This window comes from Shigella sp. FC1661, from assembly GCF_001712525.1.
In the GTDB taxonomy this organism is placed as follows: domain Bacteria; phylum Pseudomonadota; class Gammaproteobacteria; order Enterobacterales; family Enterobacteriaceae; genus Escherichia; species Escherichia coli.
In genome coordinates this window covers 1-25,160 of sequence record NZ_MDGW01000589.1, presented here as the reverse complement: position 1 = coordinate 25,160, position 25,160 = coordinate 1, and the positions used below count along the sequence as shown (strand labels likewise).

The 25,160-nt window shown below is 52.3% G+C and carries 17 protein-coding genes and 5 pseudogenes; 10 read left to right on the top strand and 12 right to left on the bottom strand.

Translation table 11 applies throughout. The annotated features are described in order from the left end of the window. Window positions 1–175: 175 nt before the first annotated feature. Both BFF42_RS24525 and BFF42_RS24520 read left to right on the top strand, forming a co-directional pair. A complete protein-coding gene (locus BFF42_RS24525; RefSeq protein WP_000556295.1) occupies window positions 176–1,909 on the top strand; it encodes a phosphoethanolamine transferase CptA in 1,734 nt (577 codons plus the stop codon). Window positions 1,910–2,123: 214 nt separating this feature from the next. After that, a pseudogene (locus tag BFF42_RS24520) lies at window positions 2,124–2,975 on the top strand (helix-turn-helix transcriptional regulator). Here the strand turns inward: BFF42_RS24520 and BFF42_RS24515 are convergent. The 5 genes and pseudogenes from BFF42_RS24515 to BFF42_RS24495 all read right to left on the bottom strand — a co-directional run bounded on the left by BFF42_RS24515 (window position 2,962) and on the right by BFF42_RS24495 (window position 7,911). Next, on the bottom strand, window positions 2,962–3,303 hold the full coding sequence (locus tag BFF42_RS24515) for a PTS fructose-like transporter subunit IIB (protein WP_000323849.1): 342 nt from the start codon (window positions 3,301–3,303) through the stop codon (window positions 2,962–2,964). The pseudogene BFF42_RS24520 and the gene BFF42_RS24515 sit on opposite strands and share 14 nt — an antisense overlap. A gap of 1 nt (window position 3,304) precedes the next feature. Continuing rightward, entirely contained in the window at window positions 3,305–4,183 is an 879-nt protein-coding gene (locus BFF42_RS24510; RefSeq protein WP_000204152.1) for a [formate-C-acetyltransferase]-activating enzyme, read from the bottom strand. Next, window positions 4,149–6,446: a formate C-acetyltransferase gene (locus tag BFF42_RS24505; protein ID WP_000184840.1), complete on the bottom strand. Its 2,298-nt coding sequence runs from the start codon at window positions 6,444–6,446 to the stop codon at window positions 4,149–4,151. Before BFF42_RS24505 ends, BFF42_RS24510 begins: the two co-directional genes overlap by 35 nt. Window positions 6,447–6,496: 50 nt before the next feature. After that, the gene (locus BFF42_RS24500) at window positions 6,497–6,817 is read right to left on the bottom strand and encodes a PTS fructose-like transporter subunit IIB (protein WP_000161265.1); all 321 of its coding nucleotides are present in this window, start codon (window positions 6,815–6,817) and stop codon (window positions 6,497–6,499) included. A 14-nt stretch (window positions 6,818–6,831) separates the two neighbouring features. Beyond that, window positions 6,832–7,911 (bottom strand): annotated as a pseudogene (locus BFF42_RS24495) (PTS fructose transporter subunit EIIC). Between the two features lie 307 nt (window positions 7,912–8,218). Between BFF42_RS24495 and ptsP the strand changes: the two are divergent. The 4 genes from ptsP to BFF42_RS24475 all read left to right on the top strand — a co-directional run bounded on the left by ptsP (window position 8,219) and on the right by BFF42_RS24475 (window position 13,399). Beyond that, a complete protein-coding gene (gene ptsP, locus BFF42_RS24490) occupies window positions 8,219–10,720 on the top strand; it encodes a phosphoenolpyruvate--protein phosphotransferase (RefSeq protein ID WP_001174100.1) in 2,502 nt (833 codons plus the stop codon). Window positions 10,721–10,731: 11 nt separating this feature from the next. Continuing rightward, window positions 10,732–11,394 carry a fructose-6-phosphate aldolase gene (gene fsa / locus BFF42_RS24485; protein WP_000424883.1) on the top strand — a complete coding sequence of 221 codons (663 nt, stop codon included), beginning with the start codon at window positions 10,732–10,734 and terminating at the stop codon, window positions 11,392–11,394. Between the two features lie 10 nt (window positions 11,395–11,404). Next, window positions 11,405–12,508 carry a bifunctional L-1,2-propanediol dehydrogenase/glycerol dehydrogenase gene (gldA, locus tag BFF42_RS24480; protein WP_000374006.1) on the top strand — a complete coding sequence of 368 codons (1,104 nt, stop codon included), beginning with the start codon at window positions 11,405–11,407 and terminating at the stop codon, window positions 12,506–12,508. A gap of 273 nt (window positions 12,509–12,781) precedes the next feature. Next, window positions 12,782–13,399, top strand: a complete 618-nt coding sequence (locus tag BFF42_RS24475; protein WP_000647869.1) for a DUF1287 domain-containing protein — start codon at window positions 12,782–12,784, stop codon at window positions 13,397–13,399. A 26-nt stretch (window positions 13,400–13,425) separates the two neighbouring features. Here BFF42_RS24475 and yijE read toward each other — a convergent pair whose 3' ends face one another. The 3 genes from yijE to metF form a co-directional block, all read right to left on the bottom strand. After that, window positions 13,426–14,340: a cystine transporter YijE gene (gene yijE / locus BFF42_RS24470; RefSeq protein ID WP_012421320.1), complete on the bottom strand. Its 915-nt coding sequence runs from the start codon at window positions 14,338–14,340 to the stop codon at window positions 13,426–13,428. A gap of 93 nt (window positions 14,341–14,433) precedes the next feature. Further along, on the bottom strand, window positions 14,434–16,614 hold the full coding sequence (gene katG / locus BFF42_RS24465; protein ID WP_012421241.1) for a catalase/peroxidase HPI: 2,181 nt from the start codon (window positions 16,612–16,614) through the stop codon (window positions 14,434–14,436). A gap of 327 nt (window positions 16,615–16,941) precedes the next feature. Further along, the gene (metF, locus tag BFF42_RS24460) at window positions 16,942–17,832 is read right to left on the bottom strand and encodes a methylenetetrahydrofolate reductase (protein ID WP_000007523.1); all 891 of its coding nucleotides are present in this window, start codon (window positions 17,830–17,832) and stop codon (window positions 16,942–16,944) included. A gap of 75 nt (window positions 17,833–17,907) precedes the next feature. On the opposite strand from metF, the gene BFF42_RS28120 reads away from it, so the two are divergent. Then, on the top strand, window positions 17,908–18,042 hold the full coding sequence (locus BFF42_RS28120; protein WP_000660586.1) for a hypothetical protein: 135 nt from the start codon (window positions 17,908–17,910) through the stop codon (window positions 18,040–18,042). Window positions 18,043–18,180: 138 nt separating this feature from the next. Here BFF42_RS28120 and metL read toward each other — a convergent pair whose 3' ends face one another. Then, the gene (metL, locus tag BFF42_RS24450) at window positions 18,181–20,613 is read right to left on the bottom strand and encodes a bifunctional aspartate kinase/homoserine dehydrogenase II (RefSeq protein WP_039060459.1); all 2,433 of its coding nucleotides are present in this window, start codon (window positions 20,611–20,613) and stop codon (window positions 18,181–18,183) included. A gap of 2 nt (window positions 20,614–20,615) precedes the next feature. Beyond that, entirely contained in the window at window positions 20,616–21,776 is a 1,161-nt protein-coding gene (metB, locus tag BFF42_RS24445) for a cystathionine gamma-synthase (protein ID WP_012421282.1), read from the bottom strand. Between the two features lie 276 nt (window positions 21,777–22,052). Between metB and metJ the strand changes: the two genes are divergently transcribed. From metJ to BFF42_RS24430, 3 genes and pseudogenes are all read left to right on the top strand, one after another. Beyond that, a complete protein-coding gene (gene metJ, locus BFF42_RS24440) occupies window positions 22,053–22,370 on the top strand; it encodes a met regulon transcriptional regulator MetJ (protein WP_000852812.1) in 318 nt (105 codons plus the stop codon). Window positions 22,371–22,553: 183 nt separating this feature from the next. Further along, window positions 22,554–23,162, top strand: a complete 609-nt coding sequence (locus BFF42_RS24435) for a YiiX family permuted papain-like enzyme (protein WP_000797345.1) — start codon at window positions 22,554–22,556, stop codon at window positions 23,160–23,162. 144 nt (window positions 23,163–23,306) lie between these two features. Beyond that, a pseudogene (locus BFF42_RS24430) lies at window positions 23,307–23,999 on the top strand (IS1 family transposase). Window positions 24,000–24,068: 69 nt separating this feature from the next. On the opposite strand, the pseudogene BFF42_RS24425 reads toward BFF42_RS24430, so the two are convergent. Both BFF42_RS24425 and BFF42_RS28050 read right to left on the bottom strand, forming a co-directional pair. Next, window positions 24,069–24,390 (bottom strand): annotated as a pseudogene (locus tag BFF42_RS24425) (RHS element protein dsORF-f3). A gap of 1 nt (window position 24,391) precedes the next feature. After that, a pseudogene (locus tag BFF42_RS28050) lies at window positions 24,392–25,160 on the bottom strand (RHS repeat-associated core domain-containing protein); the annotation flags it as partial.

Genomic DNA, 25,160 nt, shown 5'->3' with positions numbered 1-25,160 from the left:
CTTCTGCAAACCCTCGTGCTTTTGCGCGAGGGTTTTCTGAAATACTTCTGTTCTAACACCCTCGTTTTCAATATATTTCTGTCTGCATTTTATTCAAATTCTGAATATACCTTCAGATATCCTTAAGGAATTGTCGTTACATTCGGCGATATTTTTTTCAAGACTGGTTCTTACTATGCATTCCACAGAAGTCCAGGCTAAACCCCTTTTTAGCTGGAAAGCCCTGGGTTGGGCACTGCTCTACTTTTGGTTTTTCTCTACTCTGCTACAGGCCATTATTTACATCAGTGGTTATAGTGGCACCAACGGCATTCGCGACTCGCTGTTATTCAGCTCGCTGTGGTTGATCCCGGTATTCCTCTTTCCGAAGCGGATTAAAATTATTGCCGCAGTAATCGGCGTGGTGCTATGGGCGGCCTCTCTGGCGGCGCTATGCTACTACGTCATCTACGGGCAGGAGTTCTCGCAGAGCGTTCTGTTTGTGATGTTCGAAACCAACACCAACGAAGCCAGCGAGTATTTAAGCCAGTATTTCAGCCTGAAAATTGTGCTTATCGCGCTGGCCTATACGGCGGTGGCAGTTCTGCTGTGGACACGCCTGCGCCCGGTCTATATTCCAAAGCCGTGGCGTTATGTTGTCTCTTTTGCCCTGCTTTATGGCTTGATTCTGCATCCGATCGCCATGAATACGTTTATCAAAAACAAGCCGTTTGAGAAAACGTTGGATAACCTGGCCTCGCGTATGGAGCCTGCCGCACCGTGGCAATTCCTGACCGGCTATTATCAGTATCGTCAGCAACTAAACTCGCTAACAAAGTTACTGAATGAAAATAATGCCTTGCCGCCACTGGCTAATTTCAAAGATGAATCGGGTAACGAACCGCGCACTTTAGTGCTGGTGATTGGCGAGTCGACCCAGCGCGGACGCATGAGTCTGTACGGTTATCCGCGTGAAACCACGCCGGAGCTGGATGCGCTGCATAAAACCGATCCGAATCTGACCGTGTTTAATAACGTAGTTACGTCTCGTCCGTACACCATTGAAATCCTGCAACAGGCGCTGACCTTTGCCAATGAAAAGAACCCGGATCTGTATCTGACGCAGCCGTCGCTGATGAACATGATGAAACAGGCGGGTTATAAAACCTTCTGGATCACCAACCAGCAGACGATGACCGCCCGCAATACCATGCTGACGGTATTTTCGCGCCAGACCGACAAGCAGTACTACATGAACCAGCAACGTACGCAGAGTGCGCGTGAATACGACACCAACGTGCTGAAGCCGTTCCAGGATGTGCTGAATGACCCTGCGCCGAAGAAACTGATCATCGTTCATCTGCTGGGTACGCATATCAAATACAAATACCGCTACCCGGAAAATCAGGGCAAGTTTGATGGCAATACCGATCATGTTCCGCCAGGATTAAGCGCAGAAGAGCTGGAATCATATAACGATTATGACAACGCTAACTTGTATAACGATCATGTGGTTGCCAGCCTGATTAAAGACTTTAAAGCGGCAGACCCGAACGGATTCCTTGTTTACTTCTCTGACCACGGTGAAGAGGTTTACGACACGCCGCCGCACAAAACTCAGGGGCGTAACGAAGACAACCCGACGCGCCACATGTACACCATTCCGTTCCTGCTGTGGACGTCGGAAAAATGGCAAGCGACTCATCCCCGTGATTTCTCACAGGATGTCGATCGTAAATACAGCCTGGCGGAACTGATCCACACCTGGTCAGATTTGGCGGGCTTATCTTACGACGGTTACGATCCAACCCGTTCAGTGGTGAATCCGCAGTTCAAAGAAACTACCCGCTGGATTGGTAACCCGTACAAGAAAAACGCGCTGATCGATTACGACACTCTGCCGTATGGCGACCAGGTAGGTAATCAGTAATTATCAGCCAGGCGCTATTTGCCGGATGCGACGCTTGACGCGTCTTATCCGGCCTACAGATCGCGGCGGTAGGCTGGATAAGGCGTTTACGCCACATCCGGCAATACAACTGCCGCAATGTTTACATCGAACTCCCCTCAGGCCACACTTTTCAGGTGGCCTTTTTTAATAATGCCAGTTACTGTTTTCCCGTCTACATACCTAAGGGAATAACATGTATCACGACATCAGCTATCTGCTCTCCCGCCTGATCAACGGCCCGCTGTCCCTGCGCCAGATTTACTTTGCCAGCAGTAACGGCCCGGTGCCCGATCTTGCGTATCAGGTCGATTTTCCACGGCTGGAAATTGTGCTGGAAGGTGAGTTTGTTGATACCGGCGCTGGAGCAACGTTAGTTCCCGGCGATGTGCTGTACGTTGCCGCTGGTGGCTGGAATTTCCCACAATGGAAAACACCCGCTACCACCTTTAGCGTGCTGTTTGGCAAATAGCAACTCGGCTTCAGCGTCGTGCAATGGGATGGCAAACAATATCAAAATCTGGCGAAGCAACACGTCGCCCGACGCGGCCCACGTATAGGTTCTTTTCTGCTACAAACGCTCAATGAAATGCAAATGCAGCCGCAGGAGCAGCAAACGGCAAGGCTTATCGTAGCCAGCCTGCTTAGCCACTGCCGCGATTTGCTCGGCAGCCAAATCCAGACCGCCTCACGCAGCCAGGCACTATTTGAAGCTATTCGCGATTATATCGACGAACGCTATGCCTCCGCGCTTACCCGCGAATCTGTCGCACAGGCATTCTATATTTCACCAAACTATCTCTCGCACCTGTTTCAAAAAACGGGGGCCATTGGTTTTAACGAATACCTGAATCACACGCGACTGGAGCACGCTAAGACGTTATTGAAAGGCTATGACCTGAAGGTAAAAGAAGTGGCGCACGCCTGCGGCTTTGTCGACAGCAACTACTTCTGCCGTCTGTTTCGTAAAAACACCGAACGCTCGCCGTCGGAATATCGCCGGCAGTACCACAGCCAACTGACAGAAAAACCGACTACTCCAGAATAAGATGGGTTTGCTGCGGCGCAGAAAGCACTTTGCGCACCGCGCTCATTACCCGCTGCGGCTCACGCAGGAATGCGTAGATGCTGCATTGCACATAGCGGCAATGTTCAAATCGCTCGGCACCGGCAAGCTCGATATCCGTAATCAACAGAGCAACATCCGCCCGACGGATATCCTCGTCCGCTAAACGATTCTCCGTTCCCAGCGCGCCCTGAGTTTCAATGCTGACGCCCCACTTCTCTAACTGGCACAACTTTTCCAGCCGTTCCGCCGCCATATAAGTATGCGCCACGCCGCTTACGCAGGCGGTTACTGCCACCAGGTATGCCATTTTAACCTCCCACGGTAACCTGAAATCCGGCCCGTTCTGCCATTTCGCGCATCGTTGCCACATCGGCTGATGACGGCGCAGCAACATCCTTCATCGACCATGTTTTCCCCAGCAGGCGGTATTTCGGCTCGCCGTACTGATGAAACGGCAACAGATGGATCTGCCTGATATTCAGCGGGATCAGCACGTCCAGCGCCTGCTGCATATTCTCCCGGCTGAGTGTGAAACCGGGGATCAGCGGCAAACGCGGGATCACGTTGACACCCTCACTCACCAGCAAACGCAGGTTCTCCAGTACGCGTGGCAGGTTCATCTTCACCACATCCCGCGCCTGAGTCGCGTCCATAATTTTTAAATCGAACAACACTTCATCGCACAATTTCGCCAGCGGTAACAGCTTGCTGACTGGTGCGTCTCCGGCAGTTTCAATGGCACATGAGACACCCCACAGCCGCAGTCGCTGTAAAAAACGGGTAGCAAACTCCGCCTGCATTAACACTTCGCCGCCAGAAAGCGTGACGCCGCCGCCGGACGTGCGAAAAAAAATGTCATCTTTCATCACTTCCCGTTCCAGAGCGTCAAGGCTGATATCGCGACCAATCCGTTCAAACGCCCCGGAGGGGCATTCATCCGCATCACGCAAACATTTCGCACAGTGCAGACATTTCGCCTCTCTGCGTACCGTCTGGATTTTGCCGGAGATCGACTCCGGATTAGCACACCACGGGCAAAGATGCGGACAGCCTTTAAAAAAGACCACCGTACGAATGCCCTCGCCGTCATTCAGTGAATAACGCTGAATGTTGAAAATGCGCGCCACATCATTGCGGCGCGTTTCCACAACGTTACAGCTGATGCGCTGTCCGGCGGATGATGTCATCCTGGATCTCCTTCGACAGTTCGACAAAGAAGGCGCTGTATCCGGCAACGCGCACCACCAGCCCGGCATAATCTTGTGGGCGCTGTTGCGCTTCCCACAACGTGTCGGCGTTCACCACGTTAAACTGAATATGCTGCAACTTAAGCTGGGTAAACGCCCGTAAGAAGTCGGCCAGTTTGCGTAATCCCGCTTCACCTTCCAGGGTCGCCGGAGTGAATTTCACGTTCAGCAACGTACCGTTAGACAGCAGCGTATTATCGAGCTTACTGACTGACTTCAGTACCGCTGTTGGCCCTTGTTCGTCCTGGCCCAGCATAGGTGACAAGCCGCCGTCTGCCAGCTGTTCTCCGGCAAAACGACCGTCTGGCGTCGCGCCAACCACCGATCCCAACGGGACGTGAGCAGAAACGGTATACGATCCCGGCGTGAAGTAACCACCGCGCGGGTTCTGGTATTTTTCCACTTCTTTGCAGTAGTGGCGCAACAGTTCGGCGCTAATGTTATCCACCTCGTCGATATCGTTACCATATTTCTCAAAGCGGTTAATTAAGCGAGCGCGGACTTTTTCGCCTTCTGGCGTTGCAAAGTTGGCTTTTAATACCGACAGCAATTCGTCAAAACTTAAACGCTGTTGCTCAAAAACCATCCCTTTCAACGCATGGAGAGAATCGCTCAGGTTGGCGATACCGATCCCCTGTACGCCGGAGAAGTTATAACGCGCGCCGCCATCGGTAATATCGCGACCTTTTTCCAGACAATCGCTGATAAAAGACGAGAGCAGCGGTACAGGTGCCCAGTCGCGATGGCCGATATCACAAATATTGCTGCCCTCAACCATCAGGGTGATGTAGTGGCTGATCTTGGCGCGGATCTGCTCCAGTAAACCTTCATAAGTCAGCGCAGCATTGCCTTCATTTTCATGCAGGCAGATTTCCATCACTTTCAGCAGATTAAACATCGCGATGTCATGCAAGCCGTAGGTTCTGCCGGGAATAGATAATTCCACACAGCCCACTACGGAATAGTCGCGCGCATCTTCCAGCGAAACGCCACGGTTGAGGAACGCTGGTACCACCACTTCATCGTTAAAGATTTGCGGAATACCGGTGCCGAGGCGAATGGTTTCGGCGGTTTTCATCAGGAATGGCGTGTCGATCAAGGCGTTAGTGCGCACGCCGAGGTTCGGTTGCGGTAATTGCACGCTTTGATAGGCGTCAAGGCAAAGGAACGAAAGCACGTTCACCGCGCTACGTCCGTTCTCGGTTAACCCGCCGAGCAGTGCGGTATAGCCGGTCGGGAAACCTGCGAAATAACGCGCGCTGCTGGTGGAGCGCAACAGCACGATGTCGTTGCATTTCACCCATAAAGATTCGAGCAGTTCTTTCAGGAACGCCGGATCTTCGCCCTGGGTTAAAGATGCCTGATAGAACGGCAACATATACTGGTCGAAGCGCCCTAAAGACAGCGAACTGGCGTTGGATTCGTATTGCAGAATGATGTTCATGTACCAGAATAACTGGCACGCCTGCCAGAACGTCTGCGGCTTATGTTCGGCGTTATGGCGAGAGATCTCCGCAATAGTCAGCAGTTCTTCGCGACGCTGGGCATCTGTGCAGTTTGCCGCCATCGTTTCCGCCAGTACGGCGTAACGCAAAATGTGTTTCTGCGAGGCTTCCAGCAGTAACAGCGCTGCCTGATAAAAGTGATTCTCCGGCTGTTGCTGACAATGTTGCTGCATCTGTGCCACCAACTCCCCCAGCCCGTGATTCAACAGGCGTGGGTAATCAATAATAATGTGCCCCTGGCCTTTATCCGTCTGGTTAATGCTGAAAATCTGCGTGCTGGTCGCGGCTTTTACTTCATCCGTCATCTGCCCGTTGATGAAATCTTTCATCGAACGTTTTTCCCAGTACGGGAACAACTCTTCACGATAGATACGTTTATCTTCTTCGCTGATAGCAAAGCGGTCCTGCGGACGCGTCGGGAATTGATCCAGCTCTTTCAGCAGCCAGTAAGGGTCCATTTCCGGCGACATAATCCCGGCGCGCGGTTTTACGGTGCGGTTACCGGCAATCAGTTCTTCATCACGAATCGAAATTTCAACATGTTCAAGGATATACGCTGTTGCTTTCGCCCGGCGCAATATCACCGGTTCGCCTTCGGTTTGCCGATGGCTGGCGGTATAAAGCAGCGCCCGCTCCAGCGAGATTTCACGGGTATTGGCAAACAGTGCAGTTTTGAGGCGAGAGATACGATTCGTCATGAGGAACTCCTGTGGGAAAGCGAACCCGCCCTTGCGAGCGGGAGAAGAACTTAAGCGGTTTGCGCCAGGTGAGCTTCAATTTTGCTCATAATGGCGTCAGCACGTTTTACTGCATCGCTGATGTTGACGCGCACGATGGTCTTGCCAGCAAAACGCTCTTCAAACTTGATGCCGATATCTTTGGTCAGAATCACCATATCAGCGCTCGCCACATCTTCCGCAGTCAGTTCATTTTCCAGACCAATTGACCCCTGGGTTTCTACTTTCACTTCCCAGCCTTTCGCTTTCGCGGCACTTTCCAGCGCCTCTGCTGCCATATAGGTATGGGCAACACCTGAAGGACATGCGGTTACTGCAATAATTTTCGTCATGGCTCGTTCCTCAATTAATTAATTTCAAAATCCAAATCCAGGTCGTCTTCTTTTTCATCAGTCGAAGACCCATTTTTACGCGCCAGACTTTTCAGCACGTTCACACAAACAGCCGTCACCACTGCTCCGACAGCCACTGCTGCGATATAACCCAGCTTGCCTTCAACCACCGGCAGCACAATCAGACCACCCCAGCCTGCATAGCACTGCGCACCGACCAGCGCCGCAGTTACTGCACCACAAACTGAACCGACCATGATGGAAGGAATGACACGCAGCGGATCGGCAGCGGCGAAAGGAATCGCCCCTTCAGTAACGCCAACACAGCCCATCACCAGTGCCGCTTTGCCGGTTTCGCGCTCTTCTGCGGAGAAATTTTTACGACCAATCAGCGTCGCCAGCCCCATCCCCAGCGGCGGGATACAAATACCCACGGCAGCGATGACCACCACGGTATAAACACCCTGAGCAACGCAAATCAGCATGAAGGCATAGGCCACTTTGTTAACCGGACCGCCCATATCGAACGCCAGCATCAGACCCATGATCACCGCCAGCATAACAATGCTGCCCTGCTGCATCCCTTGAAGCCACTGAGTCAGGCTGTTGGTCAACGCCCCTACAGGCTCGCCCAAGCCCCACATCATGATGCCTGCGGTAATCAGTGTGCCGACGATAGGAATAATGAAGATAGGCATCACCGAGCGCAGAACTTTATGCACCGGAATTTTCTTCAGGTAATGCACCACGATGCCGCCGATAATCCCGGCGATCAGTGCACCAAAGAAGCCCGCACCAAAGCTGTTACCAACCTAGGCACCGATAGCGCACGGAGCCAGCGCAGAACGCTCTGCAATGGAGTAACCAATGTAAGCGGCGAGGAAAGGCACCATCAGCGTCAAACCTGCAACGCCGATATCAAACAGTTTTTTCAAATTCGGATCGGCTACGGCATCCGGCACTGCGCCTTTGCCATACAACATGACGGAAACCGCCAGCAAAATACCGCCCGATACCACGAAGGGAATCATGTGTGAAACGCCCGTCATTAAATGCTGACGGGTATTTTTCAGGATCTGCACCAACTCATTCATAAGCTGCTCCCGGGCTTGCGAAAGCCCATGTCCATATTTTTGATGGAGGAAACAATAGGCAATCGCAGGCGGAGCAAACAGTGGATAAAAAGGCCATTTACTGGACTTTTGTAATATCAGTACAAAAATGCGATCCGCCTCATAACTTGCGATAAACCGGAAGCATGCCGCAAAACGCGTCTTGTGAGACGCGTCGCAAATTGACGGTTACATTACATTTGTCCAGCTTTTGGCAGATTTGTCACATGGCAGGCCGTTGCCGTGCGCTCTTATCCTGTAAACAGAAAACCGTACCGGGAGAGAGGCAATGGCCCTGATTGTGGAATTTATTTGTGAGCTACCTAACGGCGTACATGCGCGTCCGGCAAGCCACGTTGAAACGCTGTGTAATACTTTTTCATCACAAATTGAGTGGCATAACCTGCGCACTGACCGCAAGGGCAACGCCAAAAGCGCCCTTGCGCTGATTGGCACCGATACGCTGGCGGGCGATAACTGCCAGTTACTGATTTCCGGGGCCGACGAACAGGAAGCGCACCAGCGTTTAAGCCAATGGCTGCGCGATGAATTCCCCCACTGCGATGCGCCGCTGGCGGAAGTTAAATCTGACGAACTGGAACCACTGCCGGTTTCACTGACCAATCTGAATCCGCAAATTATCCGCGCCCGCACCGTGTGCAGCGGTAGTGCAGGCGGCATTCTGACGCCGATCTCTTCTTTAGATCTCAATGCGCTGAGTAATCTTCCCGCAGCCAAAGACGTTGACGCCGAGCAATCCGCACTGGAAAATGGCCTGACGCTGGTACTGAAAAACATTGAGTTTCGTCTGCTGGATAGCGACGGTGCTACCAGCGCGATACTGGAAGCTCACCGATCCCTGGCTGGCGATACATCTTTACGTCAGCACTTACTGGCAGGCGTCAGCGAGGGATTAAGCTGTGCCGAAGCGATTGTCGCCAGTGCGAATCACTTTTGCGAAGAGTTCGCCCGTTCCAGCAGCAGCTACCTGCAAGAACGTGCCCTGGACGTACGCGACGTCTGCTTCCAGTTACTCCAGCAAATCTACGGTGAGCAACGCTTCCCGGCACCGGGCAAACTGACGCAGCCCGCCATTTGTATGGCTGATGAACTGACTCCCAGCCAGTTCCTCGAACTGGATAAAAATCACCTCAAAGGTCTGTTACTGAAAAGTGGCGGCACCACCTCACATACCGTAATTCTTGCCCGTTCGTTCAACATTCCGACACTGGTTGGTGTAGATATTGATGCCCTTACTCCGTGGCAGCATCAAACGATTTATATCGACGGCAACGCCGGGGCGATTGTGGTTGAGCCAGGGGAAGCCGTGGCCCGTTATTATCAGCAAGAAGCCCGCGTACAGGACGCCCTTCGTGAGCAACAGCGTGTCTGGCTGACCCAACAAGCCCGTACCGCTGACGGTATCCGCATTGAAATTGCCGCTAACATCGCTCACTCCGTGGAAGCGCAGGCCGCATTCGGCAATGGTGCGGAAGGCGTTGGTTTGTTCCGCACTGAAATGCTCTATATGGATCGCACCAGTGCACCGGGCGAAAGCGAGCTGTACAACATTTTTTGTCAGGCGCTGGAGTCTGCCAACGGACGCAGCATTATTGTGCGCACTATGGACATTGGCGGCGACAAACCCGTTGATTATCTGAACATTCCGGCAGAAGCTAACCCGTTCCTCGGTTATCGCGCTGTGCGTATTTATGAAGAATACGCCTCGCTGTTCACCACACAACTACAGTCGATCCTGCGCGCCTCCGCTCACGGCAGCCTGAAAATCATGATCCCGATGATCTCCTCAATGGAAGAGATCTTATGGGTGAAAGAAAAACTGGCGGAAGCCAAACAGCAACTGCGTAACGAACACATTCCGTTTGATGAGAAGATCCAGCTTGGCATTATGCTGGAAGTACCGTCGGTGATGTTCATCATCGATCAATGCTGCGAAGAGATTGATTTCTTTAATATTGGTAGTAATGACCTGACGCAATATCTGCTGGCAGTGGATCGCGATAACGCTAAGGTTACTCGTCACTACAACAGCCTGAATCCGGCATTCTTGCGGGCGCTCGATTACGCCGTGCAGGCGGTGCATCGCCAGGGCAAATGGATTGGTCTGTGCGGTGAGCTGGGAGCGAAAGGTTCCGTGCTGCCGTTGCTGGTCGGCTTAGGGCTGGATGAACTCAGCATGAGCGCACCATCAATTCCGGCGGCGAAAGCGCGGATGGCGCAACTTGATAGCCTTGAGTGCCGCAAGTTGCTCAACCAGGCAATGGCCTGCCGTACTTCGCTGGAAGTGGAACACCTGCTGGCGCAATTCCGCATGACCCAACAGGACGCACCGCTGGTCACCGCCGAGTGCATCACGCTGGAAAGTGACTGGCGCAGCAAAGAAGAAGTGCTCAAAGGCATGACCGATAACCTGCTGCTGGCGGGCCGCTGCCGCTATCCGCGTAAACTGGAAGCCGACTTATGGGCGCGCGAGGCCGTTTTCTCTACCGGTCTGGGCTTTAGTTTTGCCATTCCACACAGCAAATCAGAACACATTGAGCAATCCACCATCAGCGTGGCGCGTCTGCAAGCGCCGGTGCGCTGGGGCGATGATGAAGCGCAATTCATCATTATGTTAACCCTGAACAAACACGCTGCGGGCGATCAGCACATGCGCATTTTCTCGCGCCTCGCTCGCCGCATCATGCACGAAGAATTCCGTAACGCGCTGGTTAACGCCGCCTCTGCCGACGCTATCGCCAGCCTGCTGCAACATGAACTGGAACTGTAAAAGGAAACATCATGGAACTGTATCTGGACACCGCTAACGTCACAGAAGTCGAACGTCTGGCACGCATATTCCCCATTGCCGGGGTGACAACTAACCCGAGCATTATCGCTGCCAGCAAGGAGTCCATCTGGGAAATTCTGCCGCGTCTGCAAAAAGCGATTGGTGATGAGGGCATTCTGTTTGCTCAGACTATGAGTCGTGACGCGCAGGGTATGGTGGAAGAAGCGAAGCGCCTGCGCGACGCCATTCCGGGCATTGTGGTGAAAATCCCGGTGACTTCCGAAGGTCTGGCCGCCATTAAGATGCTGAAAAAAGAGGGTATTACTACGCTTGGCACCGCAGTGTACAGTGCTGCACAAGGGTTACTGGCCGCGCTGGCAGGGGCAAAATACGTTGCTCCGTATGTTAACCGCGTAGATGCCCAGGGCGGGGACGGCATTCGTACGGTTCAGGAGCTGCAAGCGCTGTTAGAAATGCACGCACCAGAAAGCATGGTGCTGGCGGCCAGCTTTAAAACGCCGCGTCAGGCGCTGGACTGTTTACTGGCAGGATGTGAATCCATCACCCTGCCCTTAGATGTAGCGCAACAAATGCTCAACACCCCTGCGGTAGAGTCAGCTATAGAGAAGTTCGAACACGACTGGAATGCCGCATTTGGCACTACTCATCTCTAAAGGAGCAATTATGGACCGCATTATTCAATCACCGGGTAAATACATCCAGGGCGCTGATGTGATTAATCGTCTGGGCGAATACCTGAAGCCGCTGGCAGAACGCTGGTTAGTGGTGGGTGACAAATTTGTTTTAGGTTTTGCTCAATCCACTGTCGAGAAAAGCTTTAAAGATGCTGGACTGGTAGTAGAAATTGCGCCGTTTGGCGGTGAATGTTCGCAAAATGAGATCGATCGTCTGCGTGGCATCGCGGAGACTGCGCAGTGTGGCGCAATTCTCGGTATCGGTGGCGGAAAAACCCTCGATACTGCCAAAGCACTGGCACATTTCATGGGTGTTCCGGTAGCGATCGCACCGACTATCGCCTCTACCGATGCACCGTGCAGCGCATTGTCTGTTATCTACACCGATGAGGGTGAGTTTGACCGCTATCTACTGTTGCCAAATAACCCGAATATGGTCATTGTCGACACCAAAATCGTCGCTGGCGCTCCTGCACGTCTGTTAGCGGCGGGTATCGGCGATGCGCTGGCAACCTGGTTTGAAGCACGCGCCTGTTCCCGTAGCGGCGCTACCACTATGGCGGGCGGCAAGTGCACCCAGGCGGCGCTGGCACTGGCAGAACTGTGCTACAACACTCTGCTGGAAGAAGGCGAAAAAGCGATGCTTGCCGCCGAACAGCATGTAGTAACCCCTGCGCTGGAACGCGTGATTGAAGCGAACACCTATTTAAGCGGTGTTGGTTTTGAAAGCGGCGGACTGGCGGCGGCTCATGCGGTGCATAACGGCCTGACCGCTATCCCGGACGCGCATCACTATTATCACGGTGAAAAAGTGGCATTCGGTACGCTGACGCAGCTGGTACTGGAAAACGCGCCGGTTGAGGAAATCGAAACCGTAGCTGCACTTAGCCATGCGGTAGGTTTGCCAATAACTCTCGCTCAACTGGATATTAAAGAAGATGTCCCGGCGAAAATGCGAATTGTGGCAGAAGCGGCATGTGCAGAAGGTGAAACCATCCACAACATGCCTGGCGGCGCGACGCCAGATCAGGTATACGCCACTCTGCTGGTAGCCGACCAGTACGGTCAGCGTTTCCTGCAAGAGTGGGAATAACCTACTCCAAACTCCCGGCTTGTCCGGGAGTTTGAACGCAAAATTGCCTGATGCGCTACGCTTATCAGGCCTACGCAATCTCTGCAATATATTGAATTTGCGTGCTTTTTAGGCCAGATAAGGCGTTCACGCCGCATCCGGCACTCTGTGCCAGTAATCTGAAACTCCTACGTTGTTCAGGAGTTTTTTATCCGCTTCTGGACATTTTCTCTACAGAACAATCGTTAGCCCGGAAGGTCGAATCTGTGACTCTTATTTTCACGGACGAACCAGATGAAAGCTTCACTGGCGCTGCTCAGCCTGCTAACGGCATTTACCAGCCACTCCTTAAAATCTCCCGCCGTTCCACCAACCGTGGTACAAATCCAGGCCAATACCAACCTTGCCATCGCAGACGGTGCCAGACAGCAAATCGGCAACACGCTATTTTACGATCCGGCGTATGTGCGGCTTACCTATCCTGGCGGTGATGTCCCGCAAGAACGCGGTGTATGTTCCGATGTGGTGATCCGTGCATTGCGCAGCCAGAAGGTCGATTTGCAGAAACTGGTTCACGAAGATATGGCGAAGAATTTTGCCGAGTACCCGCAAAAATGGAAGTTAAAGCGCCCGGACAGCAACATCGATCACCGTCGGGTGCCTAATCTGGAAACCTGGTTTAGCCGCCACAACAAAACACGCCCCATCAGTAAAAATGCCGGTGACTATCAAGCGGGCGATATTGTCTCCTGGCGATTAGATAACGGGCTGGCGCATATTGGGGTGGTGTCAGATGGCTTCGCCCGCGACGGTACGCCACTGGTGATACATAACATTGGCGCAGGCGCGCAGGAAGAAGATGTGCTGTTTAGCTGGCGGATGGTGGGGCATTATCGTTATTTTGTTAAATAAGCGATCGCCCCACATGAAGAAAAAATTCAGATGCTTTTTACACTGACAGCTTCTTTTTTCTTACGGCTCACCAGCGCCAGTGCCAGCACAATCAGCACAATCAGCACAATACCGCTACCTTCAACGGCCCCCGGATTCTCACCGAGCAGCCACCAGGAAAAGAGTACGCCGCAAACGGGAACGGCCAGCGTGCTTAAGCTGGCAATACTGGCAGGCAAGTTTTTCAATACAAACAACCATAAGCTCCACGCCAGCGCCGTCGCCAGAATCGCACTGTAGGCCAGCGCCCAGAACACGGTGGGCTGCCAGTCAATTTCACGTTGCGGCACCAGTAAAGCGACCACACTCATCACCAGCGCCGCATAGAGCATCTGCCAGGATGTTAACGATAATAAATCCACGCGCGGATGACGGGTGTATAGGCGTTTAGCAACAATCGCGCTCGCCCCCCAACTAACACCGGAGAGGATTGCCAGCATGGCACTTTTCATCGAAGAGAAATCGAGTTGCCACGGCTGCAACACCAAAAATAAGCCGAAAGCGGCAATCAGAATCGCGAAATATTGCCCACGTCGCAGGCGTTCACCGAGAAACAACGCGGCGAAAATCACCACCCAGAACGGCATGGTATAGCTCAGGATCGCCACCTTCCCCGCACCTCCGCTGACCAACGCCCACTGCGCCAGACCAACCATCCCGCAGGTTTGTAACAGGGCAATGGCTAAGGTGTATTTAAACGGCGTCGGGTGCATTCCGCGACCACGTAATAAAAGGACGATGAATAAAACGAGAGCGCCGAAAATGCAGCGTAAGGCGGTAAAGTCGAAGGCACCGATGTAACTGGTGACTTGCTTCATGAAAATCCAGCTATAACTCCAGATAAGTGTGAGCACAACCAGGCCACTGATTGCCAGTGGGTTGCTCTTTCCTGCGGCAGACATGAGAGATCCAGTGTGTAGTTTTCCTGTGGACACTATACGCCGGTAAAGAAACTTCAGCGACTGCCTGAAAGACAGTCACTGAAGAAGGTCAGATTACAGCAGGTCGAAACGGTCGAGGTTCATCACTTTCACCCATGCCGCTACGAAGTCTTTAACAAACTTCTCGTGGGCATCGCTGCTGGCGTAAACTTCCGCTACCGCACGCAGGACAGAGTTAGAACCAAATACCAGATCCGCACGGCTGGCTGTGTATTTCACTTCGCCGGTTTCGCGGTCACGTCCTTCGAACAGCTCTTTCGATTCGTCAGTCGCTTTCCACTCGTAACGCATATCCAGCAAGTTCACGAAGAAGTCATTGCTCAATACGCCAACGCGGTCAGTGAAGACGCCGTTTTTGCTGCTATCGAAGTTGGCACCCAGTACACGCATCCCGCCCACCAGCGCAGTCATTTCCGGCGCGGTCAGCGTCAGTTGCTGTGCTTTGTCGATCAGCAGTGACTCGGTGGTGGAAACGTCCAGACGAGCGCGATAGTTACGGAAACCGTCAGCAATTGGCTCCAGCAGCTCAAACATCTCAATGTCAGTCTGATCCTGACGCGCATCAACGCGACCCGGCGCAAACGGTACATGAATGCTCAAACCTGCGGCGCTTGCGGCTTTCTCAACACCAACCACACCAGCCAGCACGATGATATCCGCCAGCGAGGCTTTACCAGACTCTTTCTGGATTTTCTCCAGAACAGGCAGAGCACGAACGGCTGCGGCGTTCACATCCCAGTCGCGCTGCGGCATTAATGCCAGACGCGCACCGTTGGCACCACCGCGTTTGTCGCCACCACGGAAGGTAGAAGCAGATGCCCAGGCCACCGATACCAGCTCACTAACAGACAGACCAGAATCCGCAATCGCGAATTTCAGATCGATAATGTCCTGCTCGGTCGGGTTGTAGATCGGCTGCGGCAGCGGATCTTGCCAGATCAGATCTTCTTTCGGCACTTCCGGCCCGATGTAGCGAGATTTCGGCCCCATATCCCTGTGCGTCAGTTTGAACCAGGCACGGGCAAAGGCTTCGTTGAACGCCTGCGGATCGTTGAGGAAACGACGAGAGATCTTCTCGAACTCAGGATCAAAACGCAGCGTCAGGTCGGTCACCAGCATTGTCGGTTTACGTTTCTTCGACGGATCGAACGGATCCGGGATAATTTCCGGTGCGTCTACCGCGTCGAACTGGATTGCTCCAGCCGGACTGCGGGTCTGTACCCACTCATATTTGAACAGGTTCTCGAAGAAATAGTTGCTCCACTGGGTCGGCGTCTGGGTCCAGACAACTTCCAGACCAGAGGTAATGGCATCTGCGCCAACGCCGCTGCCGTAAGTGCTCGCCCAGCCTAAACCTTGTTCTTCAATCGGTGCAGCTTCTGGATCAGGACCTACATTTGATGTCGGACCGGCACCGTGAGTTTTACCCAGCGTATGACCACCCGCAATCAGCGCCACGGTTTCTTCGTCGTTCATGCCCATGTTGCCGAAGGTCGCACGGATAGCTGCTGCCGCAGAAAGCGGTTCGCCGCTGTGATCCGGGCCTTCCGGGTTAACGTAAATCAGACCCATCTCGGTTGCACCCAGCGGTGCTTTCGCCAGCGCTTCCGGATGACGGTGAGTCAGCCAGGCTTTTTCATCACCCCAGTTAACATCCAGATCCGGTTCCCAGACGTCTTCACGACCGGCACCAAAACCGAAGGTACGGAAGCCGGAGTTTTCCAGCGCCACGTTACCTGCGAGGATAAACAGGTCGGCCCAGGAGATTTTCTGACCATATTTCTGTTTGATTGGCCACAACAGGCGACGCGCTTTATCGAGGCTTACGTTATCCGGCCAGGAGTTCAGCGGTGCAAAACGTTGCTGACCACGACCCGCGCCGCCGCGTCCATCGATTGAACGGTAAGTACCTGCGCCGTGCCAGGCCATACGAATAAACAGACCGGCGTAGCTGCCCCAGTCGGCTGGCCACCACGGCTGAGATTCTGTCAGCAGGGCTTTCAGATCTTTTTTCAGGCCGTAGTAATCTAATTTGCTGAATTCTTTGCGGTAGTCAAAGTCCTCACCCAGCGGGTTAGAACGATTAGAATGTTGGTTTAACAGGTCAACACGGAGTTGATTTGGCCACCAGTCGCGAGTGGTTGTGCCCGCCCCCGCGCTCTGGTCGTGACCGCCCTGATGGAACGGGCATTTGCCAGTGGCTGTCGTGTTATGGATATCGTCTGACGTGCTCATCAATGTGCTCCCCTCTACAGTGTTACCGTTACGATACACAGCGTTAGAGAGAAGTTATAATTGAATTAATCCACGGATGCGATAGTTGAGATCTTACATATTGTTGGTTAAAGAGATGTAGGTCAAATTGATCGTAATTAAGCTTTTTTGATTATGTCCGAATTCGACAAATGCTTTATAAAAAAGGGTTTTAGCTTCATATCCTTCAAGTAATGAGGGAGAAAACAAGGCTGACAACCTTATTTTCCCGCCCTCATTTCGAGGCAGCATTTTGTGCTCTGTTTAAAATTTGTGATCACTGTGTGATTTTCACAAAAGCCACACTATTTATAAACCAGGTCGAACACCCAGCGTATGGCAAATCGCGTAACTCATTTCAGCGCGGTTAAGCGTATAGAAGTGGAAATCTTTCACTCCTTCACGGCTTAAAATCTTCACCATATCCATGGCAATATTCGCGCCCACCAGTTTGCGGGTTTCGGCATCATCATCTAGGCCGTCGAACATTTGCGCCATCCACGCCGGAATACGCACGTTGGTCATATCGGCAAATTTCTTCGCCTGTTTAAAGTTAGATACCGGCAAAATTCCCGGAATAATTTCCACATCAATGCCCGCCGATACACAGCGGTCACGAAAACGCAGGTAGCTTTCGACATCGAAGAAGAACTGAGTAATCGCGCGGTTGGCTCCGGCATCGACTTTACGTTTCAGATTAAGCAAATCCGCCTGAGCGCTTTTTGCTTCCGGGTGAACTTCCGGATACGCCGCCACGGAGATATCGAAATCTGCCACTTCTTTTAATAGCGTCACCAGGTCAGAAGCATACATTTCTGGCTTACCACTTCCCGGCGGCAGATCGCCACGCAGCGCCACGATATGACGAATACCGTTATTCCAGTAGTCGCGTGCAATGGTGCGCAACTCGTCGGGCGTCGCATCAATGCAAGTAAGATGCGGTGCCGCTTCCAGACCAGTGCGATCTTTAATGCCTTTAATAATGCTGTGCGTACGGTCGCGCTCGCCGGAGTTCGCGCCATAGGTCACCGATACAAACTTCGGTTTCAGGCTGCTAAGGCGATCGATGGAGTTCCACAGGGTCTGCTCCATTTCACTGGTACGCGGCGGGAAAAACTCGAACGAAACGTTAATCTGCCCCTGGACTTCTGCCAGGCTCTGATTCAGGGCATCCCGCTGGCTGGCGTGAAAAAAGCTCATACCTTACCTCATCAATCGCTTGTAGTTATATGTTGTGCTGTGCACATCTATCCGTTTAGACGTCCAGATGTAAAGATGAAGGAAAAGCCGAAGGGCGTCAACCGAAAAATGACCAATGATGGTGAGGAAAAATCAGGGAAGATGAAAAAACTTCAGGATGGTAAGAAAAAGAAAATCCGGTATGCAAAGCAAACCGGACTGCAAATATAAACTAACCATGTACTTATTGCTTCTTGCCGGATTCGTCGTAAACGCTTAATCCGGCCTAATCCTATGATAATTCAATATATTTCATTAGAAACCATAAACCCGAAAACATGAGTACCGGGCATTATTAAATTTCTGAAATTACAACAACTGTGCCAGCCGGTTGATATCCGACTGAATCGCCCCGGCGGTGACGTCGCGCCCCGCGCCAGGCCCACGGATCACCAGCGGGTTGTCGCGATACCAGCGGCTTTCGATGGCAAAGACGTTATCGCACGGCAGCAGTGATGCCAGCGGATGGTCTTCACGCACCGCCTCCACGCCCACACGCGCTTTGCCGTTGGCATCGAAACGCACCACGTAGCGCAGCACCAGCCCCATTTCGCGGGCCGCTTCCAGCCGTTGCACCATCTGCTCGTTAAGTTCATCGCCATTTTCAAAGAAATGGTCGATGCTGCCGCCTTCGCAATGAGCAGGCACCAGCGATTCCACACGTACCTGGTCCGGTTCAATGTTGTAACCCGCTTCACGCGCCAGAATTACCAGCTTGCGCATTACGTCTTTGCCGGAGAGGTCGTCACGCGGATCAGGCTCGGTTAAGCCCTGCTGCCACGCCTGATCCACCAGCTCGGTAAACGGCACGCTACCGTCGAATTGCAGGAACAGCCAGGAGAGCGTGCCGGAGAAGATCCCGCTGATCGACAAAATAGTATCGCCGCTGTCGATCAGATCGCGCACGGTGTGGTTGATCGGCAAGCCCGCACCGACGGTGGCATTGTACAGCCAGTGACGCCCGGTTTTTTCGAAGGCGTCGTGGATCTGGCGATATTTATTGCTGTCGCTGGCTCCCGCCAGTTTGTTGGCGCTGATAACGTGGAAACCGTGGCTGGCGAAATCAAGATACTGATCAGCAAGCTGCTGGCTGGCGGTAACGTCCAGCACCACTAAATCATCATACGGATGGGCGCGCATCCACAGGAACAACGACTCTTCATCCTGCTCAACCGCTTCATCGTTGAAGAAGGCTAACGCGCGGCTGGCGTCCAGCCCGTCATAGCTCAACAGGCTGCGGCGGCTGTCCACCACACCTGCCAGCACAAACTCAAAGCCGGTACGTGCCGAAAGCGTGCTCTGCTCACGGGCGAACAGTTCCAGCCAACGGGAACCGATATTGCCCTTACCGAACAATACCAGGCCGATGCGTTTTTCTGCGCGGAAGACGGACTGATGCAGCCCCTGAATCAGGCTTTCGGTCGGGCCGGTGCGCAGTACTGCCACCAGGCTGATGCCGTCATCGGACTGCCAGGTAAATTCGACCGGCTGGCCTTTCAGTTGCTGCCAGAAGCGGTGGCAATGCAGCGGGTTACGGGTGACGCCTGCACCGACCATCGCCACCAGCGCCAGCCCCTGACGCAGGCGCAGTTCGCCAGGTAATCCCTCTTCGTCGAGGATTTTCAGCGCACTGTCGGCCACTTCTGAGGTGTAGCAAAATTGCAGCAACTGGCGATCGTTATGTACGCCAACCGCCAGCGGGCGTACCTGCGCGCGTTTCAGGATTTGGTCGATCTCTTTATGCACCAGTTTGAAATCCTGACTGGCGGGCACCTGAAACTCAATCAAACAGACATCATCGTGGCTGGTGACAATACGCGCACCAGTACCGGAGGCCAGCACGCGTTCAATGCGCGTGGAACCTTGATCCGGCGTGTAGCTACAGCGCAGTTGCAGGTCGATTTCGCTGCCAGAAACCGGCTGTAAAGTACGGGCGTGAAGAACGGGAGCCGCCAGGCGCGCCAGTTCGCTGGCCTCATCCAGACGCAGCAACGGCAGCAGGCAGGCATCTTTCACTTTACGCGGGTCGGCACTGTATACCCCGGCGACGTCGCTCCAGATGGTTACGCGAGAAACACCCGCCAGCGCACCGATTTGTGTCGCGGAATAGTCGGAACCGTTACGCCCCAGCAGCACCGTTTCACCGGCGTTGTTGCGGCTGATAAATCCGGTCACCACCAGACGTTTGCCCGGATGTTGCACCAGCAGCTGTTGCAGCAACGGGTAAGAAAGCCCTTCATCAACCTGCGGTTGTGCGGCGCGTTCAGCGCGTAAAAACTCGCGGGCATCAAGCCAGGCCGCTGGCAGCCCTTGTTGATTAAGTACCGCAGACATCAGGCGTGCCGACCATACTTCCCCGTGGCCCACCACTTCCGCATACACTGCGTCGTTAATACCGCTGTCGAGCAGCGCCGCTAGGCGCTCAAGGTCGCTGACAAAAGCGCTAATGAGGCTATCAGCTTCTTCAGCGGGTAGCAGACCGCTAATCAGATCGCACTGATAGCGACGCTGCGTTTGTTGAACCTGATGCGCAGAGAGACGATCGGTCTGGCTTAGTTTCAACCAGTTAATCAACTGGTTAGTGGTGCTACCGGCGGCGGAAACCACCATCATATCGTCAGGCTGAGAGTACTCCGCCATAATGCCCGCAACACGCAAATAACACTTCACATCAGCCAGACTACTGCCACCAAATTTATGCAGTTGACGACCTTTCGCCCCTGCCTGCGCAATCACACTCATTTTTACCCCTTGTTTGCAGCCCGGAAGCCATTTTCCAGGTCGGCAATTAAATCTTCGCCATCTTCAATACCGGTGGAGATACGCAGCAGCGTCTCGGAGATCCCGGCGGCAGCACGCGCTTCTGGTGCCATGCCTGCATGTGTCATGGTTGCGGCGTGAGAGATTAAACTTTCCACTCCCCCTAATGATTCCGCCAGCGTAAACAACGACAGCCCGCCCAGGAAACGACGCAGCGTCTGCTCATCTCCATCCAGTTCAAAACTCAACATTGCGCCAAAGCCTTTTTGCTGGCGCGCGGCAATTTCATGCCCCTGATTTTCCGGCAGCGACGGGTGATACAGTTTTTTCACCAACGGCTGGGTTTGCAGATATTTCACAATCGCCTGCGCGTTGCGCTGGGCCAGCTCCATACGCGGCACCAGCGTTCGCAACCCGCGTAGCAGCAGATAGCTGTCAAACGCGCCGCCCGTCACGCCAATATTGTTTGTCCACCAGGCAAGTTCAGTGACAACGTCCGGGTCTTTAGCAATCACCACGCCAGCCACCACGTCAGAGTGACCGTTCAGATATTTCGTACATGAATGCAACACCAGATCGGCACCCAATGCCAGCGGATTTTGTAATGCCGGGCTTAAGAAGGTGTTATCCACCACGCTCACCGCCCCGACTTCCCTTGCCAGATGGCAGATTTTCGCAATATCCACGACGCGTAACAATGGATTACTTGGGCTTTCTACCAGTACCAGTTTGGGTTTTTCTGCCAGCGCTGCCCGTAATGCCTGTTCATCGCCTTGATCAACAAACAACACGCGATAGCAACCGCGTTTCACCAGACTGTCGAACAGGCGATAGCTACCGCCGTAGCAGTCGTGCGGCGCAACCAGCAGATCGCCAGGTTTCAAAAAGACGGTCGTGACCAAGTGAATCGCGGACATGCCGGTATTAGTAAGTACTGCGCCAGCACCGCCTTCCAGTTCTGCCAGCGCACGCTGAACCACATCGCGCGTTGGGTTGCCGCGACGCGAGTAATCATGCGCGCGCGGTTCATTAAATCCGGTAAAGTTATAGGTGCTGGAAAGATGGATGGGAGGGACAACGCAACCATACTGTTCGTCGTCATTTAACCCGCTACGCACTGCGATGGTGGCCTGTTTACGCGTCATGTGATGAAGTTTCCTGGGCTTTGTCGGTGAAATGTCAGGCACCAGAGTAAACATTGTGTTAATGGACGTCAATACATCTGGACATCTAAACTTCTTTGCGTATAGATTGAGCAAATCCCAAATAGCCGTTAAAATTATATGCATTATCACGCCGACAGGTGCATTACACGATGTCACGGTAACGCCTGTACGGTAAACTATGCGGGTTTACGGTCAGTACCCACATAAATTGTGTGGTCTGGTCTCAATTTATTGACGAAGAGGATTAAGTATCTCATGGCTGAATGGAGCGGCGAATATATCAGCCCATACGCTGAGCACGGCAAGAAGAGTGAACAAGTCAAAAAGATTACGGTTTCCATTCCTCTTAAGGTGTTAAAAATCCTCACCGATGAACGCACGCGTCGTCAGGTGAACAACCTGCGTCACGCTACCAACAGCGAGCTGCTGTGCGAAGCGTTTCTGCATGCCTTTACCGGGCAACCTTTGCCGGATGATGCCGATCTGCGTAAAGAGCGCAGCGACGAAATCCCGGAAGCGGCAAAAGAGATCATGCGTGAGATGGGGATTAACCCGGAGACGTGGGAATACTAAAGCAAAAAAGAGCGGCGCGGAGTGGAATCGCCTGATGCGCTACGCTTATCAGGCCTACGTCATATTGCAATTTATTGAATTTGCACGAACTTGTAGGCCGGATAAGGCGTTCACGCCGCATCCGGCATAAACAACGAGCACGTTGTCTGCGACCCACCGCTTTTTATACATGGACGTTTAACTATGAAAAACAGGCTGCTGATCCTCAGCCTGCTGGTTTCTGTACCTGCCTTTGCCTGGCAGCCACAAACCGGCGACATCATCTTTCAGATCTCTCGCTCATCGCAAAGTAAAGCGATCCAACTGGCGACCCATTCCGATTATAGCCACACCGGTATGCTGGTGATACGCAACAAAAAGCCCTACGTTTTTGAAGCGGTCGGCCCGGTGAAATACACCCCGCTCAAGCAGTGGATCGCCCATGGTGAAAAGGGCAAATACGTTGTTCGCCGCGTTGAAGGCGGACTGAGTGTTGAACAACAGCAAAAACTGGCGCAAACGGTAAAACGTTATCTCGGTAAACCGTATGATTTCAGCTTCTCATGGAGCGACGATCGCCAGTACTGTTCGGAAGTGGTGTGGAAGGTTTACCAGAACGCGCTGGGAATGCGCGTGGGCGAGCAGCAGAAGTTGAAAGAGTTCGATCTCAGCAACCCGCTGGTCCAGGCTAAGCTCAAAGAACGCTACGGCAAAAATATTCCGCTTGAGGAAACGGTAGTTTCACCACAAGCCGTTTTCGACGCGCCACAACTCACCACGGTTGCCAAAGAGTGGCCGCTGTTTTCGTGGTAATGGATGATGAAAAAAATAATTCCCGCCGTAGTCTGTTTGTTGCTTTGTAGTTGCACGACCTTTCCGCAAACTGTCGCTCCGGTAAACGGTGATGCCTCCAATTAGTTGAATTAAGGATATAATACTCGCTTTTAAGGTTGTTTCATGGTCACAGTTAACCTTCATTGCCCCCGTTGCCAGTCCGTTCAGGTTTACCGTCACGGGCAGAACCCAAAAAGACATGATCGATTCCGCGGCCGTGACTGTCACCGGGTATTTCAGCTCAGTTACTGTTACGAGCCCCGTAAACCGGGAGTTAAAGACCAAATCGCTGAAATGACTTTCAACGGTGCCGGGGTTCGCGATACTGCCCGTACGCTGAAAATCGGCATTAATACAGTCATCCGAACTTTAAAAAACTCTCGCCACGAAGAATAACGTCATCCCCGGTCGCTCATGCTGATGTGGCACTCATCTGCGAACTTAGTCAGCAATGGAGCTTTGTCGGCAGTAAAGCGCGACAGCACTGGCTCTGGTACGTGTACAACACGAAAACTGGTGGTGTTCTGGCCTACACTTTTGGCCCCCGGACTGACGAAACCTGTCGTGAATTGCTGGCGCTGCTTACCCTTTTACCATCGGCATGTTGACCACTGACGAATGGGGTAGTTACACCAGAGAGTTACCGAAGGAAAAGCATCTGACTGGTAAGATTTTTACTCAGCGCATTGAGCGCAACAATCTGACCCTGAGAACCCGAATCAAACGTCTGGCCCGCAGAACCATCTGTTTCTCGCGCTCTGTAGAACTTCATGAAAAAGTCATCGGTGCTTTTATCAAAAATATATGTTCTACTAATTGGAGTCATCACCCTTCTGATGAGCTTTCCTTGGATGATTACCAGACTGAATACACAGCCAAAGATTTTTACCTCATTCTGCTCTTTTTTCTCAAATGACATATATTATATTTTACATCATATTCATAGGCATATGACATTCCCCCGCCCCCATTATGTCATTGTGGGTTGGTGTTGGGCTTTCATAAAAAAAACATCTTTTTTTGAACTAGCATTAATTATATTTACTTTATATATTAAAATATTTTCTCCATCTGGAAATATTTTAGCCACACAATATAAAACAGCTGAATCCGAATTACTTAAAAATATATTATCATTACCCATAACTCCAGCCATTAAATTACTGGAGACTAAAGCAAGGAAATAACAACATTGTATTGCCTTCATTTTAATTACTCCCTTGTCTGATAATTGTAACTCCATTCCCTTTAGCTTTGGGATTATATTTTAGATAGGTATTATTTGGTGTTCCCAAGTAACTACTGTATTCTTTTTTTCCCATTCCATTCATATAAGAATTCGTTAAATCTTTGCTTGAAAAATTTAGACTATCATAAACATCATTTTCTTTTGTTACTTTATTTCCTTTATCGTCAGAGTAAAAACCGTGAGTGTGATAATCGCCTACTCTCTCTGAACCTTCAGGGCATTTTATATTTCGCAAGTCTACACTATCATTATCATTTGAACTTATCGGATTCATGGGGAAATATTCACCTTGCTTCTTACATATTAGTCCACCATATTATTTATTCTCGTTAATTGATTCTCCATTACACATTGCCAATGCAAATATTCCAATATCATCTATATTTTTTGATTTAAATTCATATAATCCTAATGGATCCATGCTATTCACCGGGCTCAGCGGATACTGATAAAAATTCCATCCCCCCTTCAGCCCAATCGGATCCTGAGTGATATATCGCCCCTGCAGCGGGTCATAATAGCGGTGGCGGTTGTAATACAGGCCGGACTCCTCATCATACTGCTGCCCCGGCAGGCGAATGAGCTGCTGCAGATGATGCGGGTTCTCTTCATTCAGCAGGTTGCCCCACTCATCATATTCTGCGCACCACGCTGTTGCCCCTTCCGTGCTGATGAGCGCCAGCGGCAGGCCGCGATGGTCGCAGTGGTACAGGTGGATTTTTCGCGCC

Coding starts and splice junctions, on each gene's coding strand:
- yijE (WP_012421320.1), bottom strand. CDS start 14,340: ATGTCTGCCGCAGGAAAGAGCAACCCACTGGCAATCAGTGGCCTGGTT.
- BFF42_RS24500 (WP_000161265.1), bottom strand. CDS start 6,817: ATGACGAAAATTATTGCAGTAACCGCATGTCCTTCAGGTGTTGCCCAT.
- BFF42_RS24505 (WP_000184840.1), bottom strand. CDS start 6,446: ATGACGAATCGTATCTCTCGCCTCAAAACTGCACTGTTTGCCAATACC.
- BFF42_RS24525 (WP_000556295.1), top strand. CDS start 176: ATGCATTCCACAGAAGTCCAGGCTAAACCCCTTTTTAGCTGGAAAGCC.
- metB (WP_012421282.1), bottom strand. CDS start 21,776: ATGACGCGTAAACAGGCCACCATCGCAGTGCGTAGCGGGTTAAATGAC.
- BFF42_RS24510 (WP_000204152.1), bottom strand. CDS start 4,183: ATGACATCATCCGCCGGACAGCGCATCAGCTGTAACGTTGTGGAAACG.
- BFF42_RS24515 (WP_000323849.1), bottom strand. CDS start 3,303: ATGGCATACCTGGTGGCAGTAACCGCCTGCGTAAGCGGCGTGGCGCAT.
- metJ (WP_000852812.1), top strand. CDS start 22,053: ATGGCTGAATGGAGCGGCGAATATATCAGCCCATACGCTGAGCACGGC.
- metF (WP_000007523.1), bottom strand. CDS start 17,832: ATGAGCTTTTTTCACGCCAGCCAGCGGGATGCCCTGAATCAGAGCCTG.
- katG (WP_012421241.1), bottom strand. CDS start 16,614: ATGAGCACGTCAGACGATATCCATAACACGACAGCCACTGGCAAATGC.
- BFF42_RS28120 (WP_000660586.1), top strand. CDS start 17,908: ATGAAGGAAAAGCCGAAGGGCGTCAACCGAAAAATGACCAATGATGGT.
- fsa (WP_000424883.1), top strand. CDS start 10,732: ATGGAACTGTATCTGGACACCGCTAACGTCACAGAAGTCGAACGTCTG.
- gldA (WP_000374006.1), top strand. CDS start 11,405: ATGGACCGCATTATTCAATCACCGGGTAAATACATCCAGGGCGCTGAT.
- metL (WP_039060459.1), bottom strand. CDS start 20,613: ATGAGTGTGATTGCGCAGGCAGGGGCGAAAGGTCGTCAACTGCATAAA.
- BFF42_RS24475 (WP_000647869.1), top strand. CDS start 12,782: ATGAAAGCTTCACTGGCGCTGCTCAGCCTGCTAACGGCATTTACCAGC.
- BFF42_RS24435 (WP_000797345.1), top strand. CDS start 22,554: ATGAAAAACAGGCTGCTGATCCTCAGCCTGCTGGTTTCTGTACCTGCC.
- ptsP (WP_001174100.1), top strand. CDS start 8,219: ATGGCCCTGATTGTGGAATTTATTTGTGAGCTACCTAACGGCGTACAT.